The sequence below is a fragment of the Empedobacter sp. R750 genome (assembly GCF_030324345.1).
Lineage (GTDB): Bacteria > Bacteroidota > Bacteroidia > Flavobacteriales > Weeksellaceae > Empedobacter > Empedobacter falsenii_C.
Map to the genome: position 1 here is coordinate 325,024 of NZ_JACAGF010000001.1, position 23,508 is coordinate 348,531.

The 23,508-nt window shown below is 30.1% G+C and carries 29 protein-coding genes; 13 read left to right on the forward strand and 16 right to left on the reverse strand.

All coding sequences use genetic code 11. The features are described from left to right. Nucleotides 1-2: 2 nt before the first annotated feature. The gene (gene ligA, locus HXZ74_RS01715; protein WP_280035648.1) at nt 3-2,441 is read right to left on the reverse strand and encodes an NAD-dependent DNA ligase LigA; all 2,439 of its coding nucleotides are present in this window, start codon (nt 2,439-2,441) and stop codon (nt 3-5) included. A 122-nt stretch (nt 2,442-2,563) separates the two neighbouring features. On the opposite strand from ligA, the gene HXZ74_RS01720 reads away from it, so the two are divergent. The 7 genes from HXZ74_RS01720 to HXZ74_RS01750 all read left to right on the forward strand — a co-directional run bounded on the left by HXZ74_RS01720 (nt 2,564) and on the right by HXZ74_RS01750 (nt 6,272). Next, nucleotides 2,564-2,818 (forward strand): hypothetical protein, encoded by a 255-nt coding sequence (locus HXZ74_RS01720; RefSeq protein WP_115000598.1) that lies wholly within the window; start codon nt 2,564-2,566, stop codon nt 2,816-2,818. Further along, the gene (locus tag HXZ74_RS01725) at nt 2,796-3,209 is read left to right on the forward strand and encodes a hypothetical protein (protein ID WP_280061417.1); all 414 of its coding nucleotides are present in this window, start codon (nt 2,796-2,798) and stop codon (nt 3,207-3,209) included. Before HXZ74_RS01720 ends, HXZ74_RS01725 begins: the two co-directional genes overlap by 23 nt. A 370-nt stretch (nt 3,210-3,579) precedes the next feature. Continuing rightward, complete coding sequence (locus HXZ74_RS01730) at nt 3,580-4,284, forward strand: phosphoadenylyl-sulfate reductase (RefSeq protein WP_286473562.1); 705 nt, start codon at nt 3,580-3,582, stop codon at nt 4,282-4,284. A gap of 83 nt (nt 4,285-4,367) precedes the next feature. Continuing rightward, entirely contained in the window at nt 4,368-4,928 is a 561-nt protein-coding gene (locus tag HXZ74_RS01735; RefSeq protein ID WP_038334366.1) for a Crp/Fnr family transcriptional regulator, read from the forward strand. A gap of 74 nt (nt 4,929-5,002) precedes the next feature. Continuing rightward, a complete protein-coding gene (locus HXZ74_RS01740; RefSeq protein ID WP_115000591.1) occupies nt 5,003-5,329 on the forward strand; it encodes a DMT family transporter in 327 nt (108 codons plus the stop codon). Next, complete coding sequence (locus HXZ74_RS01745; RefSeq protein WP_286473564.1) at nt 5,329-5,850, forward strand: GNAT family N-acetyltransferase; 522 nt, start codon at nt 5,329-5,331, stop codon at nt 5,848-5,850. Before HXZ74_RS01740 ends, HXZ74_RS01745 begins: the two co-directional genes overlap by 1 nt. A 95-nt stretch (nt 5,851-5,945) precedes the next feature. Then, a complete protein-coding gene (locus HXZ74_RS01750; protein WP_280061420.1) occupies nt 5,946-6,272 on the forward strand; it encodes a DUF493 family protein in 327 nt (108 codons plus the stop codon). A gap of 494 nt (nt 6,273-6,766) precedes the next feature. On the opposite strand, the gene HXZ74_RS01755 is transcribed toward HXZ74_RS01750, so the two are convergent. From HXZ74_RS01755 to HXZ74_RS01780, 6 genes are all read right to left on the reverse strand, one after another. Then, nucleotides 6,767-7,258: a 3'-5' exonuclease gene (locus HXZ74_RS01755; RefSeq protein WP_286473566.1), complete on the reverse strand. Its 492-nt coding sequence runs from the start codon at nt 7,256-7,258 to the stop codon at nt 6,767-6,769. A 3-nt stretch (nt 7,259-7,261) separates the two neighbouring features. Next, complete coding sequence (gene miaA, locus HXZ74_RS01760; RefSeq protein ID WP_286473568.1) at nt 7,262-8,176, reverse strand: tRNA (adenosine(37)-N6)-dimethylallyltransferase MiaA; 915 nt, start codon at nt 8,174-8,176, stop codon at nt 7,262-7,264. Between the two features lie 95 nt (nt 8,177-8,271). Further along, nucleotides 8,272-8,733, reverse strand: a complete 462-nt coding sequence (locus tag HXZ74_RS01765) for a MaoC family dehydratase (RefSeq protein WP_280035653.1) — start codon at nt 8,731-8,733, stop codon at nt 8,272-8,274. A 164-nt stretch (nt 8,734-8,897) separates the two neighbouring features. Next, a complete protein-coding gene (locus tag HXZ74_RS01770) occupies nt 8,898-9,251 on the reverse strand; it encodes a YkvA family protein (RefSeq protein ID WP_286473570.1) in 354 nt (117 codons plus the stop codon). A 101-nt stretch (nt 9,252-9,352) separates the two neighbouring features. After that, the gene (locus HXZ74_RS01775) at nt 9,353-9,997 is read right to left on the reverse strand and encodes a peptidylprolyl isomerase (protein ID WP_286473572.1); all 645 of its coding nucleotides are present in this window, start codon (nt 9,995-9,997) and stop codon (nt 9,353-9,355) included. A gap of 60 nt (nt 9,998-10,057) precedes the next feature. After that, on the reverse strand, nt 10,058-10,273 hold the full coding sequence (locus tag HXZ74_RS01780; protein ID WP_038334324.1) for a hypothetical protein: 216 nt from the start codon (nt 10,271-10,273) through the stop codon (nt 10,058-10,060). Between the two features lie 111 nt (nt 10,274-10,384). Between HXZ74_RS01780 and HXZ74_RS01785 the strand changes: the two genes are divergently transcribed. The 5 genes from HXZ74_RS01785 to HXZ74_RS01805 all read left to right on the forward strand — a co-directional run bounded on the left by HXZ74_RS01785 (nt 10,385) and on the right by HXZ74_RS01805 (nt 13,563). After that, the gene (locus HXZ74_RS01785; RefSeq protein WP_286473574.1) at nt 10,385-11,086 is read left to right on the forward strand and encodes a DUF1826 domain-containing protein; all 702 of its coding nucleotides are present in this window, start codon (nt 10,385-10,387) and stop codon (nt 11,084-11,086) included. 169 nt (nt 11,087-11,255) lie between these two features. Beyond that, nucleotides 11,256-11,495 (forward strand): hypothetical protein, encoded by a 240-nt coding sequence (locus HXZ74_RS01790; protein WP_038334320.1) that lies wholly within the window; start codon nt 11,256-11,258, stop codon nt 11,493-11,495. Further along, nucleotides 11,483-12,211, forward strand: a complete 729-nt coding sequence (locus HXZ74_RS01795) for an ATPase (protein ID WP_286473576.1) — start codon at nt 11,483-11,485, stop codon at nt 12,209-12,211. The genes HXZ74_RS01790 and HXZ74_RS01795 overlap by 13 nt, the downstream gene beginning before the upstream one ends. An 85-nt stretch (nt 12,212-12,296) precedes the next feature. Further along, nucleotides 12,297-12,626 (forward strand): translation initiation factor, encoded by a 330-nt coding sequence (locus HXZ74_RS01800; protein ID WP_038334267.1) that lies wholly within the window; start codon nt 12,297-12,299, stop codon nt 12,624-12,626. A gap of 64 nt (nt 12,627-12,690) precedes the next feature. Next, nucleotides 12,691-13,563, forward strand: a complete 873-nt coding sequence (locus tag HXZ74_RS01805) for a nucleoside phosphorylase (protein ID WP_180904406.1) — start codon at nt 12,691-12,693, stop codon at nt 13,561-13,563. 76 nt (nt 13,564-13,639) lie between these two features. Here HXZ74_RS01805 and recN read toward each other — a convergent pair whose 3' ends face one another. The 8 genes from recN to HXZ74_RS01845 all read right to left on the reverse strand — a co-directional run bounded on the left by recN (nt 13,640) and on the right by HXZ74_RS01845 (nt 20,818). Continuing rightward, nucleotides 13,640-15,298: a DNA repair protein RecN gene (gene recN, locus HXZ74_RS01810; RefSeq protein WP_286473578.1), complete on the reverse strand. Its 1,659-nt coding sequence runs from the start codon at nt 15,296-15,298 to the stop codon at nt 13,640-13,642. Further along, complete coding sequence (gene porD, locus HXZ74_RS01815; RefSeq protein WP_038334260.1) at nt 15,299-16,207, reverse strand: type IX secretion system protein PorD; 909 nt, start codon at nt 16,205-16,207, stop codon at nt 15,299-15,301. Nucleotides 16,208-16,215: 8 nt separating this feature from the next. Further along, a complete protein-coding gene (gene coaBC, locus HXZ74_RS01820; protein ID WP_280061428.1) occupies nt 16,216-17,415 on the reverse strand; it encodes a bifunctional phosphopantothenoylcysteine decarboxylase/phosphopantothenate--cysteine ligase CoaBC in 1,200 nt (399 codons plus the stop codon). After that, nucleotides 17,415-17,738 carry a DNA-directed RNA polymerase subunit omega gene (locus HXZ74_RS01825; RefSeq protein ID WP_019973784.1) on the reverse strand — a complete coding sequence of 108 codons (324 nt, stop codon included), beginning with the start codon at nt 17,736-17,738 and terminating at the stop codon, nt 17,415-17,417. The genes coaBC and HXZ74_RS01825 overlap by 1 nt, the downstream gene beginning before the upstream one ends. Before the next feature lie 27 nt (nt 17,739-17,765). Beyond that, nucleotides 17,766-18,647 carry an outer membrane protein assembly factor BamD gene (locus HXZ74_RS01830; protein WP_038334250.1) on the reverse strand — a complete coding sequence of 294 codons (882 nt, stop codon included), beginning with the start codon at nt 18,645-18,647 and terminating at the stop codon, nt 17,766-17,768. Between the two features lie 81 nt (nt 18,648-18,728). After that, nucleotides 18,729-19,235 carry a ferritin gene (locus tag HXZ74_RS01835; protein WP_125349386.1) on the reverse strand — a complete coding sequence of 169 codons (507 nt, stop codon included), beginning with the start codon at nt 19,233-19,235 and terminating at the stop codon, nt 18,729-18,731. Nucleotides 19,236-19,247: 12 nt separating this feature from the next. Continuing rightward, entirely contained in the window at nt 19,248-20,126 is an 879-nt protein-coding gene (gene dapA / locus HXZ74_RS01840) for a 4-hydroxy-tetrahydrodipicolinate synthase (RefSeq protein ID WP_280048867.1), read from the reverse strand. Nucleotides 20,127-20,350: 224 nt separating this feature from the next. After that, on the reverse strand, nt 20,351-20,818 hold the full coding sequence (locus HXZ74_RS01845; RefSeq protein WP_280048866.1) for a hypothetical protein: 468 nt from the start codon (nt 20,816-20,818) through the stop codon (nt 20,351-20,353). A gap of 218 nt (nt 20,819-21,036) precedes the next feature. Between HXZ74_RS01845 and HXZ74_RS01850 the strand changes: the two genes are divergently transcribed. Continuing rightward, nucleotides 21,037-21,693, forward strand: coding sequence for an HAD family hydrolase (locus tag HXZ74_RS01850; RefSeq protein ID WP_280035666.1), 657 nt, complete (start codon nt 21,037-21,039; stop codon nt 21,691-21,693). Nucleotides 21,694-21,703: 10 nt separating this feature from the next. Here the strand turns inward: HXZ74_RS01850 and HXZ74_RS01855 are convergent, their stop codons facing one another. Continuing rightward, nucleotides 21,704-23,473 carry a MutS-related protein gene (locus HXZ74_RS01855; RefSeq protein ID WP_038334227.1) on the reverse strand — a complete coding sequence of 590 codons (1,770 nt, stop codon included), beginning with the start codon at nt 23,471-23,473 and terminating at the stop codon, nt 21,704-21,706. Nucleotides 23,474-23,508 lie beyond the last annotated feature (35 nt).

Here is a 23,508-nt window from a genome sequence, read left to right on the forward strand (position 1 = left end):
ATTTAATTTATTAAATTTAAAAATTCGTCTTCAGTCAATACGATAACAGTTCCTATTTCTTCTGCTTTTTTTAGTTTACTTCCGGCATTTTCACCAACTACTAGATAATTTAAATTTTTAGAAACTGCGGAAATATTTTTTCCTCCATGATCTTCCACCATTTTTTGCGCATCAGTTCGATTGAATTTGGTTAATGAGCCAGTAAATAAAAATGTTTTATTTTCAAGTATACTAGATATTGGAATTGATGAATTGTCGAGTTCAAATTTTAACCCGTAATTTTTTAATTTATGTACAATATTTAAATTATTTTCATTAGAAAAATAATTTTTGATACTTAATGCAATTTTGTTTCCAATTTCATCAATAGACTCTAATTCTTCAATACTTGAATCTATTAATTGTTCAATAGAATTGAATTTCTTAACAATTTTTTTAGCAACTGTTTCTCCAACTAATTTTATTCCTAAAGCAAATAATACCCTTTCGTAATTGACATTTTTAGAATTTTCAATTGAGTTTAAAATAATTTCTGCAGATTTTTCTTTAATACCAATTCTATTTCTATCAGCAATACTTATTATAAATTGTTCGAAATCTTTATTATTTTTATTATTCCAAACAAGTAATTCGTCAATATATTTTATAGTATCAATATCGTAAATTTTATTACTAAATAAATCAGAATTTTGATTTAAGATATTTGGAAATTTAATATCTAAAAGTAAATTTAGAGAAACATAATTCTCTAAGGAATAGTAATTTTGGTAATCAATATTAGTTAATGAATTTTTAAGTTCAGAGATGAATTTTGTAATTTTATTATTTTCTGTTTCAATATTTAATAACTCATTTAATGATTTAACATTTTTAGTTATGAATTCGCTATCTTTTATTGTTAGATTTCCCCATTTTTTTGAAAGAGCAAAAACTGCTTTAACTAAGTCTACTTGTAATTGATTTTTATACTTTAATCCAGCATAATCATTATCAATCCATTTTTCAAGACCAATAATCTCATTTTTATTTAAACTATAAAAATCTGAGATATTTGAGATTTTATTATTAGAATAAAGAATTTCTATAGTTCCACCACCTAAGCCCTCAATATCCATTGCTTTTCGAGAAACAAAATGCTCTAATTTTCCAATAATTTGAGGTTCGCAACCATTCTCATTTGGACAATAATGCTGTGCTTCGCCTTCGTTACGAATTAATTCTGTTCCGCAAGAAGGACAATTTTTAATGAATTCGATTTCTTCGGTTCCAGGTTGACGAACATCTGTATTAACACCGACAATTTTCGGAATAATTTCACCTCCTTTTTCCACATAAACCATATCACCAATGCGGATATCCAACTTTTTGATAATATCTTCGTTGTGGACAGAAGCACGTTTTACGATTGTTCCAGCCAAAGAAACAGGCGCTAGATTTGCAACAGGTGTAATTGCTCCAGTACGACCAACTTGATAATCGATACTCAATAATTCGGTTTCGGCAGCTTCAGCTTTGAATTTATAAGCCATTGCCCAACGTGGAGATTTCGCAGTATAACCTAATTCATCTTGTTGCGAAAAAGAATTCACTTTGATCACAATTCCGTCCGTTTCGTAAGGTAAATTTTTGCGTTCGATATCCCAATGATCTACAAAAGCCAAAACTTCTTCCAAAGAAGTACATAATTTTGACGTATGCGGAATCTTAAAACCTAATTCATCAGCGGCTTGTAGCATTTCCCATTGCGTAGAATAAGGCAAATTATTTCCGATAAAATAATACGGAAAGCATTGTAAACCACGTTTTGCAACTTCTGTATTATCTTGTAATTTCAACGATCCAGAAGCGGTATTTCGAGGATTAGCATATAATTCTAAACCATTATTAGCGCGTTCTTCATTAATTGAAGCAAATTTATTGAGCGGAATTGTAATTTCGCCACGCATATAAAATCGTTCAGGATAATTTCCTTTCAATTTCAATGGAACAGATTGTATCGTACGAATATTATTCGTGATTTCGTCACCTTGTGTTCCATCTCCACGCGTTACAGCTTGTGTCAATTCTCCATTTTCATACAAAATAGAAATCGAAGCGCCATCATATTTCAATTCGCAAACAAATTCTACTTTTTCACCTAACGTTTTCTCAATTCGTTTTTCCCAATCTTGCAAATCTTCAACTGAATATGAATTGTCTAACGAATACATTCTGAATTCGTGCGTAATCGTCGGAAAATTTTTTGTAACCATTCCACCAACGCGTTGTGTAGGAGAATTGACATCAAAAAAAATAGGATTTTCGTCTTCTAATCGTTTCAATTCTTTCAATTTCAAATCAAATTCGAAATCAGAAATTGTCGGATTATCTAAAACGTAATAATTATAATTATGCTGAGTAAGCTCTTCTCGAAGCGCTAAAATTTTGTCTTGTATTTCCATTCTAAAAATGTTACCGAACAAAGATAAACACTTGAATTAATACGAACAATTTTTAAAATAATTTGGAATGATTTATATTTAGGAATATTTATTGCAACGTTTACTGAAAAAAATAATCAACTATGAATAATTTATTGGAAGTTTTAGATACAAAATCAAAAGGTTTTGAAAATACAGTTTCTATCGTAACAACTGGAGCAGCAGCAGGAATTGCAATTTCGAAAGCAATTAATAAGAACGAAAAAGTTGGCGCTGTTGTGGGAGTAGGAGTAGGTTTGCTGGTTTATGCAATGTTTAGTCCTCAAAACAAATTGAAAAAAGTGAATAAAAAATTGGAAAAACAAATAGAAGAATTTGAAGCTAAATTGGAAAAATAATCTGTTTTTATATGTAAGTATTTTAACTTATTTGGTGAGTTTGATTTTACCTGTGCATTTCATTTTTGACAATCCCGAAGAATATTCAGGATATATATACGCTTATGTCGGATGGATGACTTTTCCTTATTTGGACTTTTTTTGTTGGTTAGGGAACTTTACATTATTATTATCTTGGATTTTTTATAAGAAAAAAATAGGATTAATATTAGGTATTATCGCTGTTATTCAAATGTCATTATACGGAATTAATCATTTGACAAGATTAGATATTTTACAAATACATGAATATGATTTACCACTTTTCGGTTATTGGATTTGGTTATTTTCGTCCATTTTTGTCCTAATTCATCATTACAAAAAATATAAATTAAAAAGTCAAACTTTGTAAAGTTTGACTTTTTTCGTTTATGATATTCATAATTTGTTCTCGAAGATGATTAGATAGAATTTGTTTTTATGATATTTTAAATATTTTTATCCTAATAATGATATTGTTTTTTGAGTTAATTAATAATTTAAACTCTTCGAAAACCTCTGTTTAATGCCAATTTGGACTGATTTTCTTCTTTTTTACGAATATGATAATTTATTCTCGTAGATGATTTAAGTATAAATAAAATTTGCTTATATAATTTATTGATTCTATATTGCATTATATCTATAAAATTAGTCGAGATTAGTTTTGTTTAGAAAGTTGGAATTTATACATTTGTTAAAAATAATTACTCTATAAAAACTATAGAGATTATATATGCAAAATGAATCAACTAAAAGAAATATTAGAGGAAGTAATAGCACAGTCAAGTTTAGATGAAAAATTGTTGTTCTTAAATGATAATGTAAAAGAAAAGATAGTTTTTTCGACAAGTTTTGGTTTCGAAGATCAAGTTATTTCGCATGCTATTTTGAGTCAAAAATTAGATAATATTGAGATTTTCACTTTAGATACAGGACGTGTTTTTCAGGAAACTTACAATACGTGGAACAAAACTGAATTGAAATATCAAGCGAAGATTAAACCATTTTATCCGCCAACAGAGGAGTTAGAAAAGTTTGTTGAAGAAAATGGAATTAATTCTTTTTATGATTCGGTTGATTTAAGAAAACAATGTTGCTATATCAGAAAAGTAATTCCTCTGAATCGTGCATTAAAAGAAGCATCAGTTTGGATTACAGGTTTGCGCGCAGAGCAATCGAATAATCGACATGATATGCACGAAATAGAGTTTGATGAAGAAAAACAATTATTCAAATTCAATCCATTGATTGATTTTACAACAGAGGATTGTTTTGAGTATTTGAAAGAAAATAGAGTTCCTTACAACCCACTACACGATAAGGGCTTCATAAGTATTGGTTGTGCTCCTTGCACACGTGCTATAAACGAAGGCGAAGATTTTCGTGCCGGTAGATGGTGGTGGGAAGATAATAGTAAAAAAGAATGCGGTCTACATGCAAAGTAGATTTCAGGTGTTAATTTAATTTGAATGACTCAGCCTATTTTAGGTTGAGTTTTTTGTTTACTTTTACTAGACAAGTTTCAATAATGGAAATAGAACAAATCTTAGATCAAATTTCACCACTTTCCTCGCAGTCTATTCAATTGATTGCAGATAAAATGCAACTGATTCAATTACCAAAAAACACCACGCTTATTGATGCCGATAAAGTTGAAAAAAAGCTATATTTCATCAAAAAAGGAATTGTTCGCGCGTATATAATTGATGATGGAAAAGAAATTACGTTTTGGTTTGGGAAAGAAGGCGATTTGATTTTATCGATGCGAAGTTATGTCGAAAATAAAATTAGTTACGAAACAATTGAATTGATGGAAGATTGCGAGTTATATGAAATTAAATCTTCTGATTTACAGTTATTTTATGCAACTAATTTAGAGATTGCAAATTGGGGAAGAAAACTTGCTGAAATTGAATTGATAAAAACTGAAGAGCGTTTTATTTCTAGGCAACTGGGAACGGCGATTGATCGTTATAAAAAATTGTTAGAAGAAAATCCAAGTTTGATTAATCGTGTGCAATTAGGTTATATCGCGTCGTATTTAGGGATTTCCCAAGTGACATTAAGTAGAATTCGCGCCGAAATTTAAGCGAATAATTTTTTAACATTTGTAAAAAAATACTATTTTTTTCTAATTCATCTTTGCATCAAAATATTAACAAAATGAATTGGATTTTATTGATTTTAGGAGGATTATTCGAGATCGGATTTACATCGTCTTTAGGAAAAGCCAAAGAAACAACAGGCTCAGAAATGTATATGTGGTACGGCGCTTTCGCAGTGTGTTTGGTCGTAAGTATGGCATTGTTAATCAAAGCAACACAAACTTTACCTTTGGGAACTGCTTATGCTGTTTGGACTGGAATTGGTGCTGTTGGAACAGTTTTAATCGGAATTTTTGTATTCAAAGAACCTGCTAATTTTTGGAGAATATTCTTTATTTTTACATTAATTAGTTCAATTGTAGGATTAAAATTTGTTTCGCATTAATGAACGAAGAAATTACAATAAAAAGAGTTGAAGAAAAAGATATTTTAAAACTTCAAGAAATCTCTAAAAAGACATTTGCAGATACATTTTCTTCTTCTAATTCAGAAGAGGATATGCAAAAATATTTGACCGAAAGTTTTTCAGAAGATCAATTATTAAAAGAATTAAAGAATCAAAATTCGTTGTTCTTTTTTGCAATGATTAATCAAGAAATTGTCGGTTATCTGAAATTGAATATTGGTGATGCTCAAACAGAAGTTTATGATATGAATTCTTTAGAAATTGAAAGAATTTATGTGTTAGAATCGTTTCAAGGAAAGAAAATTGGACAAATTCTCTTTAATAAAGCTGTAGAAATAACGAAGAATCTCAACCTACATACAATTTGGCTGGGAGTTTGGGAAAAGAATGTTTCTGCAATTAATTTCTATTTAAAAAATGGTTTCGAAAAATTTGATCAACATATTTTCAGACTTGGTGATGATGAACAAATTGATTATATGATGAGATTGAAATTATAAGATTTAAAATATGCCAAAATGTCTTATTAATTCTATATTTTATCAATAATGTGAAGTGGTATTGTTTTTGACATTGTAACAATAAAATAATAGATATGGACACAAATAGAGATTATACATTCGAAGAAATACCAGATAGCTCTCACAACGAGCAAGATTTTTATGCAAAATTTAGAGAGAGATTAGATGATGTACAAAAATTTCCAGCAGATTATTTGTTCAAATTCATTTATCCTTCAAGTGAAGAAACGATGAAAAAAATCAAAGAAATTTTTGCTGGAACAAATGCTGAATTTGAATATAAAGCTTCAAAAAATAGAAAATATACATCTATTTCGATTAAACTTTATGTGATTGATGCGGATACAGTAATCAATTATTACAAAGAAGTTTCAAAAATAGAAGGCGTTATAATGTTATAAGAAAAGGTTGCAATTGCAACCTTTTTTTGTATTTTTAAAAAGAGTAGGGGAGGAATCCATCTTCGATTTTAAAATAAATCTTCCCAAAATGATCTTCTTAATTATGTTAAATACATAACGTCATTATTTTTCTTCTTCGATTAAATTCCTAATTGAAATCAATTTTTCAATTTCTTAAAATTATCCAATTTCGAACGAAATTCTTAGAACTAAATTTTAGTTTATACTTCATCTTATCAAAAATTCTGATAGTTAATTTTCAAATTTTTACATTCTCAATTCATTCCACAAAATCAAACCTTATTTATAATTGAATTTTTACTTCATTAAATTTTTCTTAGAAAAACTGATCAGTAAAGTGTGATTAATCAATTTTAAATACTTGTAAATACTTACAAATATTTGTAAATGGATATAATATTGAATATAAATATATTATAATTTGTGTGAGAATTATTTTTTAAACGTTTAACCAGATAAATTTTTAGTAAAAACTATTTTAATAAGTATAATTGAGCACAAACTTTTGCATCAGATAAAGCTTCGTGATGGTTGAGTTGTAGATTAAATCGGCGAGCGCAATCGGATAATTTTGTAGGAACAATTCCTTTCTGTTTGTAAATTCTGTATGTACATTCCCACTTTTCCGCAAGGTTAAGTTGAGAATAATTAAGACTATAAAACTCCATTGTATTTTTCAAAACAGAACGATCGAATGATTCGTTATGTGCAACAACAAGCTGATTTTGCAAACGATGTTTGATTTCAAAATAGACATCTTCAAAACTTGGTGCATCAATTGTGTCTTCGGGACGAATTCCGTGAACCAAAATATTATGATAATTATATTGATTTAACGGTGGCTGAATTAACGTATAATATTCGTCCGTAATCACATTATCCGTCACAGTTACAATCCCAACCGCGCAAGCAGAATTTCGATAATTGTTTGCAGTTTCGAAATCGATGGCAACAAAATTTTCCATAATTTAGATTTTGTTCGATATAAAATTAATGATATTTTCTTGATCGAAAGGAGAAAACCAATTGACAGTTTCATCTTTTTTGAACCATGTCATTTGTCGTTTTGCAAAACGTCTTGTATTCTTTTTGATTTCTTCAATTGCAAAATCTAATGTAATTTTCTCTTCAAAAAAATCAAACAATTCTCGATAACCAACAGTTTGCAAAGCATTCAAATCTTTTAACGAAAATAAATTTTTGGCTTCATTTAATAAACCTTCGTTCATCATTATATCAACTCGACGATTGATTCGGTCGTACACTTCTTCACGAGGAAGTTCTAAACCAATTTTAATTATGTTAAATGGACGTTTGTTCAAATCTTGATTTCTGAAGTGAGAGAAAGGTAAACACGAAGCTCGGTAAATCTCTAAAGCACGTGTTACACGCTGTTTATTGAAAATATCAACTTCTTCGAAATACTTTGGATCGACTTCTTCCAATTCTTTTTGCAATTTTTCAATTCCAAATTCAGCAAGCTCATTATTCAAATCTTCTCTGATTTTAGGATCAACATCTGGAAATTCGTCAAAGCCAACTGTAATCGCTTTTTCATATAAACCAGAACCGCCAACCATAACGCAAATATCATTTGTTTCGAAATAATTATCCAAAAAAGCTAAACCATCGCGCTCAAAATCACCAACCGAATATTTTTCGTGAATAGAAATATTTTGAATAAAATGATGCTTCACTTCAGCCAACTCTTCCTCAGAAGGAACAGCAGTTCCTATCTTCATCTCTTTGAAAAATTGACGACTATCACAAGAAATAATTTCTGATTGAAAATGTTTTGCAACTTCTATTGCCAAATTTGTTTTACCAATTGCAGTCGGTCCAACAATAGAAATTAAGGTTTTAGTATTTTGAATTTTTTGCATGCTATATAAAATCGAGCGCAAGATACTTCGATATTTTATGAAAAGAAAAAGCTTCTATAAAAAATAGAAGCTTTGTAAATTATATTAATTTCTGATTAATCATTAAAGTGGTAAAGGAAAACCACATCCGCTGTATAAGCAGGTTTCGGATTATCTTTAATTTCTAAATTTGCTTCGATGACAACTTTTGCAATTCCTCTCAAATTTGTAATAGATTTCAATTTTGCAGTTAATCTTACTTCACTATCAACCAAAACAGCCTGTCCAAATCTCAAACTTTCTATTCCATAATTGATTAACATTTTGATGTTACGCACTTCCGCAATTTGATCCCATAAATGAGGAATTAAAGAAAGCGTTAAATAACCATGTGCAATCGTTTTTTTGAAAGGTCCTTCGTTAGCTGCTTTTTCAGGATCTGTATGAATCCATTGATGATCTAAAGTCGCATCAGCAAAGCGATTGATTTGTTCTTGATTTATTATATGCCAGTCAGATTTACCTATTTCTTTACCTTCGAAAGCTTTGTATTCATCGAAATTATTAATAATTACCATTATTCACGTGTTTTAGTTTTTAGTATTGTTATTGCTCAAATCTAATGAATAATTGGCAGATAATAAATTTTATTTATGAGAAAGAGCGCACTTTTTGAATAATCTAAAAACAAAAAAACCGACTGAAAATTCAATCGGATTTTTGATAGCTATTTAATTTATTGTTATTCAATAATTTTTGCATCTTCAACATTTGCATAGGCTCTTTGTGTATCTTTCCATGCAAGATATTTCAGTACTTCTTTGTTGAAATATTTCATTCCAAAAAGTAAAATCCCAAAATCATCTATCAAACCAAAAGGTCCAAATAGCGCTTCTGGAATAATATCAATAGGAGAAATAATGTATAAAGTTGCGGCAAATCCAAGAAATAAATTCATGTTGTCAGGTTTGTAACTTCCATTTTTGTAATCACCTAACATTTTGAAAAAAGCCTTTACTTTTTCAAAAAAAGATTTGTCTTTTTGAGCTGCCATTGCTGCTGCTCCAGCGACTTTAAAGAATTTTGATTTTTTCATTTCACAAAATATGTTTTAAAAACGTATTATGTATTACAAAGTACATGCCAAAACAATTAAATTGATTTTTGTGTCATGTTAAAACTTTATGTCACATTATTTTACTGCTTTTTCTTTTTCAGTTTAATGATTTTTGCATTCAAGATTCTATCAAGCTTTGGATATCTTTCGCGCATTAATTTTGTACTGTTAAAAATTTCTTCGTCTTCCATTGTTTGTCCAGCGTAACCATCATACAAACTTTCTACAACATTCATTCCGTTCACTACTTTTCCAAAACTTGGAAAACCTACAACATCATTCGAATTGATTGTATCCAAACGATGATTATCTTTCAGATTAATAAACAAATCCAAATCTCTTGTGTTTTTTCCAGCGCGCGCAAAACTCAAAGCTCCTTTACTATTTCCAGCAATAACAGGTTCATCTTCTACAATAAATTTTTTCCATTGATTAGAAACAATTGTGTCTGTATTTCCAAATTGTGCAACAAAATTCGGAACAACGCGATAAAAAGTACCATCTTCGAAAAAATTATATTTAACTAATTGATAAAAACGATCTACAGCTTTTGGTGATAATTTTCTTTCAACTTCGATATCAATATTTCCTTTTGTTGTTTCAAATCGAGCAACAAAATTTTCTGGTGCTTGTTTCGTTGTCCATTTTTGATGAAAAACCGTTTTGCTAGAAGTACAAGCTGAAAGCGTAATAAGTGTAAATAATGCTAGAGTAATTTGTTTCATGTTTTAATTTTGTGGATTAAACTTAAACAAAAAACGACACTTAGCGTAAGTGTCGTTTCATTATTTTTGCAATTCTTGTTCAATTTTAAAAAACCATTCTGTTTTCTGGTTATAAACTTCCGCTTCGGCAAGCATATAATGGGCTTCTTTAGTTTCCTCATACTTCACGCGATCCATAGTTTCTGGATTGAAAGGTGGTAAAGGTTGCACTTCTGCGCTAAAAGTTTTGGTGTGGCCTTTATATGTAAATGTTTTGGTGATAATTTCTTTTTCCATTGTCTTTTAATCTTTGGTAAAAATACAACTTTTGTAAAGGAGAATTTGCATTCGGAATAATTTAATTTTTAGACTGAATTATTTTTCGATAAATAGTAATTTTGTGGCTATATGATTGCTCAAAATAATTCTAATCAACAACAAGTTCTTGTCGTTTCTTCGTTTGATGAACTTGTACATACAGCTTTTTCTGGGAAAAATAATGCGATAAATTGGCAGCGAAATTTGGAAGGTGATTTTGAGGAAATTGTGAATCAATTGATTTTAAAAGATGATATTACTGTTATTTCCATTGATGATTTGAATGATTTAGATTTATCTAAAGAAGGAATTAAAGCGAGAAATATTTTGATTAATGATTTACAACAATTAACTGATTTCGGTGCTTCGCCAACTTTAAATTTACTAAAATGCTACGAACGCGATAGTGAATTTGATTTTATTTCAACAGATGTTTATTCATTTCACGTTGATCGTTCGCCAATTCCTACGGATACTTTTTTGTGTACATATTATGGCGCTGCCAGTGATACTGTAGCGAATGAAGATGCCCAACAAAAAATCTTGATTCCTGAAATTAGAGAAAAATTATTCGAATTATATGATGAACACATCGATGGATTTGAAGATTTTTTGAAAGAATATTTCTTTGATTTGCATTATCAAATTCGTCCAGGTGTAGAACCAATTAATTTAGGATTAGGAAATCTTTGGCGATTGGCAGTTGATCATCCAGAACAAAAAGTTTTGCCTTGTGTACATCGCGCACCGAAAGAAAATAAAGATGAATATCGATTATTGTTAATCTGTTAGGAATAAATTATCAAATAATTATTTTATCGTTTTTTTTATAAAAATTATATGATTTAGATTCAAAAGATTAGATTTTTGAATGAAGTCAAGCTTTTATTATTACAATGGTTTGACTAAATTTGCGTATATTTATTGGTGAATAATTATTGTTAATTTAATTTCTATCATTATGAACAAAGAATCAGATATACTAAAATTAGAAGAAGCAGGAGCGTTAAATCGTTTAGCTAAGTCTGCATCACAAGCTGCAATTAGAGTTTCGGAAGCATTAGATTTATCAGTTCAATATGTTCAAGGAAATCGAATCATCGAGAGAAAACCTAATGGAGAAATTAAGGTGATTAAAACAATAGATCGAATAAAAGTTCCAGCTGAATTGAAAAAAGGAGCTAAATTATGTCTAAAATAAAACGTTTACGCGTTTTTGCTGGTCCAAATGGATCAGGAAAGTCTACTTTATTTGATTCAATCTCATCAAAATTTAATGCTGGATATTTTATCAATTCAGATTTGATTGAGAAAGAAATTTCTTCAAAAGGTTTTATTGATTTGGATCGATATGAACTAAAACTTACCGAAAAAGATTTTGAAGATTTCAAAGCGGAGCCTGCTTCAATTTCATTATTCAAAAAAGCAAATAATGAAGGAAAAGCAATTGATGTGCAGTTTCGAAATAATGTTTTGGTTGATAAATCTAAGTCTACACATAGTTACGAAGCATCTTTTATTACTTCATTTATCCGAAAACACTTATTGATTAAAGGTAAATCTTATTCATTTGAGACGGTAATGAGTCATCCTTCTAAAATTGATGAAATAGTGGATGCTAAAAAGCGTGGTTTCAAAACATATATGTATTTTGTCTGCATTGAAGATCCTTTGATTAATATTTCTCGAATTGAAAATAGAGTAGAAAAAGGTGGACACGCTGTACCTGATGAAAAGGTGATTAAAAGATATCATTCTACTTTAATGAATTTATTTCCAGCTTTAAAAATTGTAGATAAAGCCTATATTTTTGATAATTCAACTCAAGAAATGAGATTATTTGCTCAAGTTAAGAGAAATGAACTTGAAATAGTTTCAGATAAAGTTCCAAATTGGTTTATAAAACAACTGCAATAAAATTTTATCTTTGTAAATATAATGGTACAAATGGACGAATTCCGATTTTACAACGCCATTTATTACAAGGATTACATCATATACTATGGATTTACAAGATCAATTAAAAAATCTTTTTCCCGATCATATACCTGAGCCAGAAGAAGTATCAAATGAAGAACAACATGAGTTATGGATTCAGAAAGAACCCTTAATTTGTAAGTTTGAGAAACGAAAAGGGAAAGTAAATACAATTATAGAAGGTTACGAAGGAGAAACAGAAGATTTCAAACTTTTAGCAAAAGAAATTAAGCAATTTTTGGGTGTTGGAGGGAGTTTTAAAGACGAACAAATCATCATTCAAGGAGATTATCGCGATAAGATTATGGCCTTTCTGAAAGATAAAGGATTTAAAGTGAAAAGAGTAGGAGGTTAACATTTTCTTTGCAATTTTTACTGATAAAAATCGTATATTGTTCTCTTATTTTTAATTTTAAATCATGAGTAAAGCAGCATCAGAATTAGTTTTAAATGCAGACGGAAGTGTTTACCATTGTAATATAAGACCAGAGCATTTAGCAGATACTATTATAACTGTTGGTGATCCGAATCGTGTCGAAAAAGTTTCAAGACATTTTGATACAATCGAGCACACAGCAAGCAAAAGAGAAATTGTAACGCATACAGGAACGTTGAATGGTAAACGTTTAACAGTTATTTCGACTGGTATGGGTACGGATAATATTGATATCGTTTTATCTGAGTTAGACGCTTTGGCTAACATCGATTTAGAAACTGGTGAGATCAAAAAAGATTTCAGAAAACTATCATTTGTTCGTATGGGAACTTCTGGAGCTTTACAGGCAGATATTCCTGTAGATAGTTTCGTTATTGGTTCTCACGGTTTAGGTTTAGATGGACTTTTACATTATTATGTTGGGAGCGAAGCGGTGATGAATAAAGAGGTAGAAGATGCTTTTATCAAACATGTAGATTGGTCGTCGAATAAAGCTCGTCCATATTTAGTAAAAGGATCTGATTTATTGTTAGATAAATTGGCTTCTGAAAAAACGATTCAAGGAGTAACGGCTACAGCTTGTGGTTTTTATGGACCTCAAGGGCGTTATTTGAGATTGCAACCAAATCCAGCTGATATTAATGAGCGTTTAACAACTTTTAATTACGAAGGTTTAAGAATCTCTAATTTCGAGATGGAAACTTCTGCAATCTATGGATTATCAGCGATGATGGGACACGAAGCGTTATCAATAAATGCAATTGTTGCGAATAGAATTTTAGGTGAATTTAGTGCCGATTCTTACAAAGCAGTTGATGCAATGATTGAATATTCGCTGGAAAAGTTAACGAAATAATTTCAGATTTATACAAAACAAAAGCTCGAGAATTTTCTCGAGCTTTTTTGATATTATATGATCTAGAATTTTAATTTTAATTCAAATTCATTAATTCTTTTGCTTGATTGATTGCTGCATCTGTTAATTCTGAACCAGAAATCATTTGAGCAATTTCTTCTAAACGTTGTTGTTGAGAAAGTTCTATCACATTTGTTTGTGTCGTTTCGTCAACAACTTCTTTGTAAACTTTTAGCTGATAATTTCCTTTTGAAGCAACTTGTGGCAAATGCGTAATTACTAAAAGTTGCATATTTTCAGCCATTGTTTGCATTACTTTTCCTGTTTCATTCGCAACTTTTCCAGAAATTCCTGTATCAATTTCATCTAAAATCAACGTTGGTAAATGTTGATGCGTTGCCAATAATTTTTTAATCGCTAACATCAATCGAGAACGTTCTCCACCAGAAACAGATTTCTCGAAAATACGCGGTTCCATTCCTTTATTTGCCGAGAATAAAAACAAAACTTCATCTTTTCCAGTTGCTGTGAAATCTGCTGTTTCGTTTAATTGAATCGTTAATTGAGAATTTTCCATTCCTAATTGTGACAACGTATTCAAGATATTTTTTCTAATAATTTCGATAGAAGAAAATCTATTTTTTCTAATCTTAATTGATTGTTTTTCAAGTTTTTCTGAAATTGAATTCAATTCTTTATTTAAGTGAATAATTAAATCACTCAAATTATCAAACCCAGAAGTTTGACTTTCTAATTCATCACGTTTTGCAATTAATTCTTCAACAGAAATCACATTATGTTTTCGTAATAATTTATGAATCAAATCGTAGCGATCTGTAATTTCTTGTAATCTTTCAGGATTAATTTCAGTCGAATCTATCAAACTACTCATTTCACCCGAAATATCTTGCAATTCTATTTTTGATGAAATCAATCGCTCGTAAATCGAATTGTATTGTGAATTATAATCCGAAATTTTATTCAATTTATTGCTTGCTTCATTCAATTGAGAAATTATTCCCATTTCAGGATGCTCCAAAAATTGGTAAGTTTCATTCAAAGTCGAAATAATTTCTTCTACGTTTGACAAAGATTTTATCTCGATTTCCAACTCTTCTAATTCCTCATTTTTTAGCGAAGCATTGTTCAGTTCTTCCCACAAATGCAATTTATATTCTAAATCTTGAGATTGATTTTCTAACGAATTTTGAGCGTCTTTTATCTTTTTCTTCGTAGAAATATAGTGGTTAAAATCCTTCTTATATTCTTTCAATAAGTCTTTATTTTCTCCGTAAATATCCAACATCGAAAGTTGAAAATCAGCTTCAAAAATTTTAGGTGTATTAAATTGAGAATGAATATCAATCAATAATTCTGATAATTCTTGCAAAATAGAGACTTTAACAGGCGTATCATTGATAAAAGCGCGCGATTTCCCAGATGGTAATAATTCTCTTCTCAGAATAGATTCGTCTTCGTAATCCAAATCATTTTCTTCGAAAAAATCATTTAATTCAAGATTTTTTATCTCAAAAACAGCTTCGATAATACATTTTTCATCAATATTTTTCAAGGCTTTTAAATCGGCACGTTCGCCTAAAACTAATTTTAAAGCACCTAACAAAATCGATTTTCCAGCACCAGTTTCACCGGTAATTGTGGTCATACCTTGATGAAAATCAATCTCCAATTGATCGATAATGGCAAAATTATTAACGCGAAGAGTTTTTAACATTTACTTTTTCAATTTATTCCAATAATTGTCGTTGTATTTTGGCGCGATTGAATTTAAAATTCCTTTTAGTTTTTCGATATTCACCGTAGAAACCTGTCCGCCTGAAAATACTTGACTAATTTCGCTATTTTTTGCTGTTAAGAAAAGTTCTAGCGGATAAAATTGAGAATAATTTCCTCTTTGGTAAAATTCTAATTGTAATAACGTATTTCCAATCGCATTTTTACCACGAACTTCGTTTTCAGACATAATGTCTAAGCCGTTTCTATGATATTGATAGATAATATTTCGAAGTGTAGAATTATCCGATTTTAAAATATTGTTAATTAAAGCTGTGCGCGATTTTATTCCATCTAATTCGCTCCAACCAGAGAAGTTATTATTTGCTTGACCGAAATCAGCAATTTTCTTCGCCATTTTGAAATACTCAGTTCCGCCTTCTTTCGCAAACGTATCTGCATCATATCCCAAAACTAAATAAATGTAATACGTTAATACATCTGTCAAATTTTTTCCACTGAATTTGCGATCATTGAAAATTAATTCTTCAGATTCTTGGTATTGAAACGTAAAATTATCGTCAGATAAATTAAGAACAGGCGTATAGTACGTTGAGTTAAAAACAGGACGACGAGATTGTACTAAAATCGTACCTTTCATTCTGTTTCCCTCTCGTTCAATTATATTAATGACGAAACTAGCTTCAATTCTTTCGTATGTTTTTAAACGATCATTTGTCCATTTTGTTGAATTAATAAATGTTTTTAATGATCTTTCTAAAGTTTGATAAACCTGTGTGTTAGATCCTTGAACTTGAGAATAATCGACTTTTACATCTGCAATAATATTTTGCGAGAAAGCCGAAATAGCTAAACACGACGAAAAGAAAATTGAGGCTAATTTCTTCATAATAAATTTTATAACTTATTTAAAATGACATTTAAAATATCTTTTGCAACATCTGTTTTTGATTTTGCATCAAATTGTTGCATTGATAAATCTTTGTCAATAATTGTAATTTTGTTTGTATTCTTCTGAAAACCAGCTTCTTTATCTTGCATCGAATTAAGAACTATAAAATCAAGATTCTTTTTGGCTAATTTTTTCTTTGCATATTCTTCTTCGTTATTCGTTTCTAACGCAAAACCAACCAATAATTGATGTGTTTTGATTTCGCCTAACGATTTTAGAATATCAGGATTTTTCACCAATTCGATAATTAAATTATCATCATTTTCTTTCTTAATTTTTTGCTCAGCCATTTCTTTTGGACGATAATCTGCAACAGCCGCCGACATTACAACAACATCAGCATCAGCAAAATTAGCGTGCATCGCTTCGTACATATCACGAGCAGAAACAACATTTATTCGATCGATAGGAAAACCGGTAACAGATTCGTGACTTGGACCACTGACCAAGGTAACTTTAGCACCCAAATTAGTAGCAGCTTTCGCAATCTCGAATCCCATTTTTCCAGAAGAATAATTACCTATAAAACGAACAGGATCTAAGTTTTCGTATGTAGGACCAGCAGAAACCACTACTTTTTTTCCGTGAAGTGGGAGAGTAGCTTCGATTGTACTTTCCAAAAACGCAATAATGTTTTCAGGTTCAGCCATTCTACCTTCTCCAACCAATCCACTTGCTAATTCACCAGCTTCAGCAGGAATACAAATATTTCCGAAAGATTCTAATTTAGCAATATTTTCTAAAGTTGAAGGATGTTTGTACATATCCAAATCCATTGCTGGAGCAAAATATACAGGACATTTAGCTGAAAGATAAGTTGCTAGAACTAAATTATCACATGTCCCATCTGCCATATGTGACAACGTATTTGCTGTGCAAGGCGCAATAATCATATAATCTGCCCAAAGAGCATATTCCACATGATTATTCCAATCCCCTTTATCACCGAAAAATTCCCATTCGACTGGATGTTTGGAAAGCGTGGAAAGTGTAAGTGGAGTAACGAAGTTTTGAGCTTCTGGCGTCATAATAACTTTGACATCAGCTCCTTTTTTGATAAGCCCTCTAACAAGAAAAGCGGCTTTGTAGGCCGCTATTCCGGCAGAAACTGCCAAAAGAATTTTTTTACTATGTAAAACAGACATTATTTATCCTCATTTGGATTTCTGTAATATACGTCATTGTCTAACCATTCCTTAACCGCAATAGAAGTCGGTTTTGGTAATCTTTCGTAGAATTTTGAAACTTCGATTTGCTCTCTGTTTTCAAAAACTTCTTCTAAAGAATCTGTATGTGCAGCAAACTCATCCAATTTCTGAATTAATTCAGTTTTCATTTCTTGGTTGATTTGTTCTGCTCTTTTACCCATAATTACAATCGATTCGTATAAGTTTCCTGTTTTCTCATCGATTTTATTACGATCATAAGTTTGTGTTGTTGGTGCTGCACCGATATCCTTGAAATTCATAATGAAAGAATTTTATATATTTTACTATTATTTATTATTTTGCTCTTTGCTTAATTCAGCTTGATCAGCTTCAAATTTCTTTTTAGCTACTTCTATATCAGCTAATTGTTTTTTAGTCTCCACCATATCTTTGTCGATTTTCTCCATCAATTTATCAGCTTCTGCTTTAAATTTTGTTTGTGGATAATATCTTGTTAACAATAGATATTGTGTTCTAGCATCTTGTAAACGTAAATCCTTGTTCTCGATACGAGAGAAATTTAATGCCAATTCTGTTTTAGAACGTAATGAATACATCATTGCTTCTTCACGAAATTTAGAATCTGGATATTCATCAACCATATTGTCAAAAGAAACTCCAGCAGCCTTGTATTTCATTGTTTTGTAATAAACTTTTGAAATTTCGAAAGACTTTAACTCTAATTTTTGTCTAAGTTCTGTAATATAATTATTCGCTTCTGCAACGTGTGCTGATTCTGGATACGAATTGATAAATCCTTGTAACTCACTGATTGCTGTATATGTACTTGTTTGATCCAAGTCATATTTTGGCGAATCTTTGTAATAAGAAAATGCAGATTTGAACAACGCTTCTTCTGCGCGGCTATCCATAGGATAAGCTCCTGCAAAGCTTTTGAATTGATGTCCTGCTAAACGGAAACTTTTTTCGTTAAAGTTACCTTGTGCCATATTATAGGCAATGTCCGCAGATTTTTCTGTTCCTACAAATGATGTAGAAATTTTTTCATACAATTCGTTTGCCAAATCATATTTACCATCTTGATACAATTGTGTAGCCAATGTAAAGATTTCGTCTTTATCCGTACTTTTCATCGCTTTGTTATAGGTCTTGTTACAAGACACTAAAGAAGCGCCAATTAAAACTACTAAGCTTAGTTTTTTAAACATTCTGCAAATTTAATAAAATTTGAGGACTAAAGTATAAAATATTTTTTTCTTATCCTCTTAATAAAATCTCAAAGTTTTGATTTATTCCGCTGTTGCGTCTACGCTTAACGTAACTACGTCACGGTCAAATAGATATAAACCTCCCTTGTCAGATCCGATCATTTCTAACTTATCTAAGATATTTCTTGCTAATTTTTCTTCCTCAATTTGCTCAGAAACATACCATTGCAAGAAATTGTGAGTTGAATAATCTCTTTCTTCTAATGTTAAGCCTACAATGTCGTTAATTGATTCAGATACAAAGCATTCGTGATTTAAAATTGCAGTAAAAACTTCTTTCAATGTTGTGAAATCTTGTTTTGGTTCTTCAATTTGTGGAACAAACGCTTTTCCGCCTCTTTCGTTAATAAATTTAATTAATTTTAACATATGCATACGTTCTTCGTCTGCATGCGAGTACAAGAAATTTGCAGTTCCTTCCAAACCTTTCACTTCTGCCCAAGAAGCCATAGCTAAATATAATTGAGAAGAATCTCCTTCTAATTTGATTTGTTTGTTTAATGCGTCTAATATTGTATCTTTTATCATAGCTTTATTTTTTTAGATGTTTGATAATAATTGGTTAATTTTTGTTGTCAAGTTAGCTGATGCTGGAACTAAAGGTAATCTTGTAAATGGTTTACAAACGCCTTTGTTATCTAAAACAGCTTTTATTCCGCAAGGATTTCCTTCCTCGAAAATAGCACGTGTAATTTCTACAACTTTGTAATGACCTTCGTAAGCAGCAACAACTTCTTTGTTGATTGCTTTACGAATCATATCTGTAAAAACAGTTGGAACACCTTGTCCGATAACAGAAATAACACCAGAACCTCCAGCTAAAGTCATTGGTACAGCGAATTCATCATCACCAGAAATAATATTGAAATCTTCGCGTGTATTTTTACGAATAATATCTGTTGATTGTAAGAAATCTGGTGAAGCTTCTTTAATTGCAACAATATTTTTGAATTCATTTGCTAAACGAATTGTTGTATCTGCTGAGATATTAGAACCCGTTCTACCAGGAACATTATACAAAATAATGTTGGCATCTGTACTTTCTGCAATCGCTTTATAATGTTGGTAAATCCCTTCTTGATTTGGTTTATTATAATAAGGAGAAACTGTAAGAACTGCGATATAATCACTTAAATCTGTTTCTTGATATTCATTAATAACTTCTGCCGTATTGTTACCTCCAATACCCAAAACCATCGGAACACGATTAGCATTCGCCTTCTTTATTGTTTCGATTACCTGTTTCTTTTCATCCTTTGTAAGTGTTGCTGCTTCTGCAGTAGTTCCTAAAATAACTAAATACTCAACACCGCCATCGATACTATAGTTTACTAAATTTTCTAATGCAGCATAATCTACGGTACCATCTTGTTGAAAAGGCGTAACCAAAGCAACTCCTGTCCCAATTAATTGTTTCATCTTCTATAAATGTTATTAAATCTAATACTAAGTTAAAATTCGGAATTATATCTTGAATAATCAAATAATAGTGTTAATCTATAATTGGTCTTAGATAAAATCCAAAATCTTTCAAAAATAACGATTAATTCAGAGGAATAAAATTAATTTATGTATAGATTATATGATTTTACTTATAAAAAAAGCCACTCAAGTGAGTGGCTTACTATATTTTTAACGTTTGATTAGTTAAATGTGTATTTAAATCCTAAAGAAAAACGACCAGCTTCGAAGTTAGAATCGTTTGTTAAGTTCCACCATGGTTTCCAATCAAAATGTAAAGCCAATGGAGCAGAAGGAATTTTGTATTCTAAACCAGCTTGCGGACGAATTGCAAAATAAGTTTTGTCCTCAAATTTACCTCCATCTACAAAAGATAATTGAGGTCCAACACCAACATACCATCCTAATCCATTTGCACCAGAAAAAGGTTGATTATACGTATAATCTGCACCTAAAACAGTAATGTTATCTCCAAACATAACTTGTACGTTACCCGCATTTTTACCATCAAAAGAGTGCTTGAATTGTGGACCTACGAGTGTCTCTCCGTCTCCTAAATCTACAACAACACCTAAAGCATTTTTATAGTTTTGAGCATTTACTTGAGAAATTCCTAATGCCATTACAGCTACTAATAATACTTTTTTCATTTTTATCAAATTTTCAGTTTTAACTTTGTTATGCCAAGAATTTTACAAAAAGCGTGCAAATGTTATCTTAATGTTAAGTTTTAACATAAGTATTGTTGTTTGGTTTCGGATATAACCCTTTATATCAGTAATATAATCGATTAATTTAAAATCATTCTAAAGTTTAAACTTTTACATCATTTTCTTAAAAAAGTTAATTTTGTAGAAACAAAATAATAATGATTAAAACTGTAATTTTCGATATGGACGGCGTAATCGTCGATACAGAACCAGTACATAAATATGCTTATTTCGAACATTATAAAGAACTAAATATTCCGGTTACGGAAGAATTATTTGCCACATTTACAGGACAATCGACAAAAAATGTTTATCAAATCTTGAAAGATAAATTCAATTTGAAAGATGAAGTGAACGATTTGGTTTTGAGAAAACGTACAATTTTTAATGAAGCTTTTGATACAAAACCAGATTTATATTTGATTGATGGTGTTGAGAGGTTGATTAGAGATTTATACAATAATGGAATTGAATTGATTTTGGCTTCATCGGCTTCAAAATCGACAATCGATCGTGTTTTTAATCGTTTTGAGTTGAATCAATATTTTACGCATAAAGTTTCTGGCGAAAACTTTCCGAAATCAAAACCAGATCCAGCCATTTTTCTGCATGCCGCTGATTTAGCAAAGTCCGAACATAGCGAATGTATTGTTATCGAAGATAGTAAAAATGGAGTAGAAGCGGCTTTACGAGCAAGTTTGTATTGTTTGGGTTACAAAAGTGTAAATTCGAAACAACAAGATATTTCAAAAGCAAATTGTATTGTTGATGATTTTAATGCGATTGATGCGAATTTTATCAAAGAATTAAATTAACAATTTAAGATTAATCAATAATTCTAAATTGTTTCATTAAGAAAATGGCATTCATCATTTTGGTTGTGCCTTTTCTTAATTTATAATCCGAATAATAATTGTTGTCCACGTTTTTTAATTCGAAACAATAATTAATAATATGATCCGGATTTTCACTTTCCATTTTCGTTAATTCCAAATCATGTGTCGCAATAAAACCAATCAATTTTGTGGGAGATTTGATTAATTTTTCTAAAAATTTCTGCGAACCAATTAATTTATCTTCCGAATTTGTTCCTTTTAAAATTTCATCTAAAATGATGATTTGTGGTTGATTATTTTCTAAACGTTCAATTAATATTTTCAATTTGTTAATCTCATTTTTGAAATAAGAATCGCCAGATGACAGATTATCAACCGTTCTGATACTTGTAAATAAATCCATTGGGTAAAATGACATTTTTTCTGCACTCACTTTTGCGCCATTCATCGCTAAAACCAAATTTGTTCCAACTGTTCTCAAAAAAGTACTTTTTCCAGCCATATTTGCACCTGTAATAATCGCAATATTGTTTGGACGATTGGTTTCCAAATCATTTTTCACAACTATTTTTTCATCTAATAAAGGATGAAAACCATTGATAATTTTTAATTCATACGGTTCTTCTACGATTTCGGGAAATGTAAATGAAGTATGTTTATCGTTGAATAGTGCAAATGAAACGAAGGCTTCTAATTTGGCTAATTCATCTAACCAAGGTTTGATTTGATGAACCGTTTTTTGAATTTCATTTTCAAATTTGATCGAATAATGTAATCGCCACAAGAAAAATGTATTCAACACAAAGCCTACAAGTGGGAAATTTGCTGCATCTAAAGTTTCTTTTGTTGAAGAAATTGTCTTGATTAAATCCGATGATTTGAAAGGATGTACAAACTTATTTTTAATTTCAGCGTTTAGTTTTGACTCAAATTTTTCCTCTTCAATATGTCGAAAAACTTCATATAAATTATCCAATTCATCTGCTTTCATTGTCGTGTACGCCGCAATTCGTCGAAGTTGTTGCTTATAAAACATGGAAATTGCATTCGGAATAATAACTGCACCCAAAATCCAATAAAAAACAATTTCTTTCGGAAAACCAATAATTGCTAAAGCGGTAAAGCACAAAATATTCAGAACAGAAATGATGATTGGAAGTAATTTTATTGAATCAGTATTAAATACACGATTTTCGAACACAAAAATTGAAGATTGATTCATGTTTAATCGCTTAGTAAACGTCAAAAATGTCACAATCCAATTTCTTTTTTCAGCCAATTCTTCAAAAGCATTTTGTCTATCAATAATTTCAGATTTGTTTAAAATCAAATTCGATAAAAAATGTTTGAGCTGTAAATTACCAATACGAGTTTGCGTTTTATTGATTCGATTGAAGATCGAATTTCCTTCCAGAATATCTAAATCTTTGTTGTAAACATTATTGAACTGAGAATTATCTTCAACAAATTGATCGATAGAATTATCAGTTTTTATTTGATTAATAATTTCTAATGCTTGGATGGAATAATTAAGTTGCGAAGAAATTTTAGAAGTTTTAACTACTAAAATGATAAAAACAATAAATAAAATAGAAGAAATAATCAAATATAAATTGTTGCTCGACGTAACATAAAGCAAGAAAAATACAACTGAAATAATAAATGCAATAAGCCTGATATTGCTAATTCTATTCTTTTTCGATTTCAATAAATCAAAATCATTTTGTAGTTTTTCTTCAATTTTTATATAGTCTTCCATTTTTAATTTTATTTCTGATTAAAGGTAGTGGTATA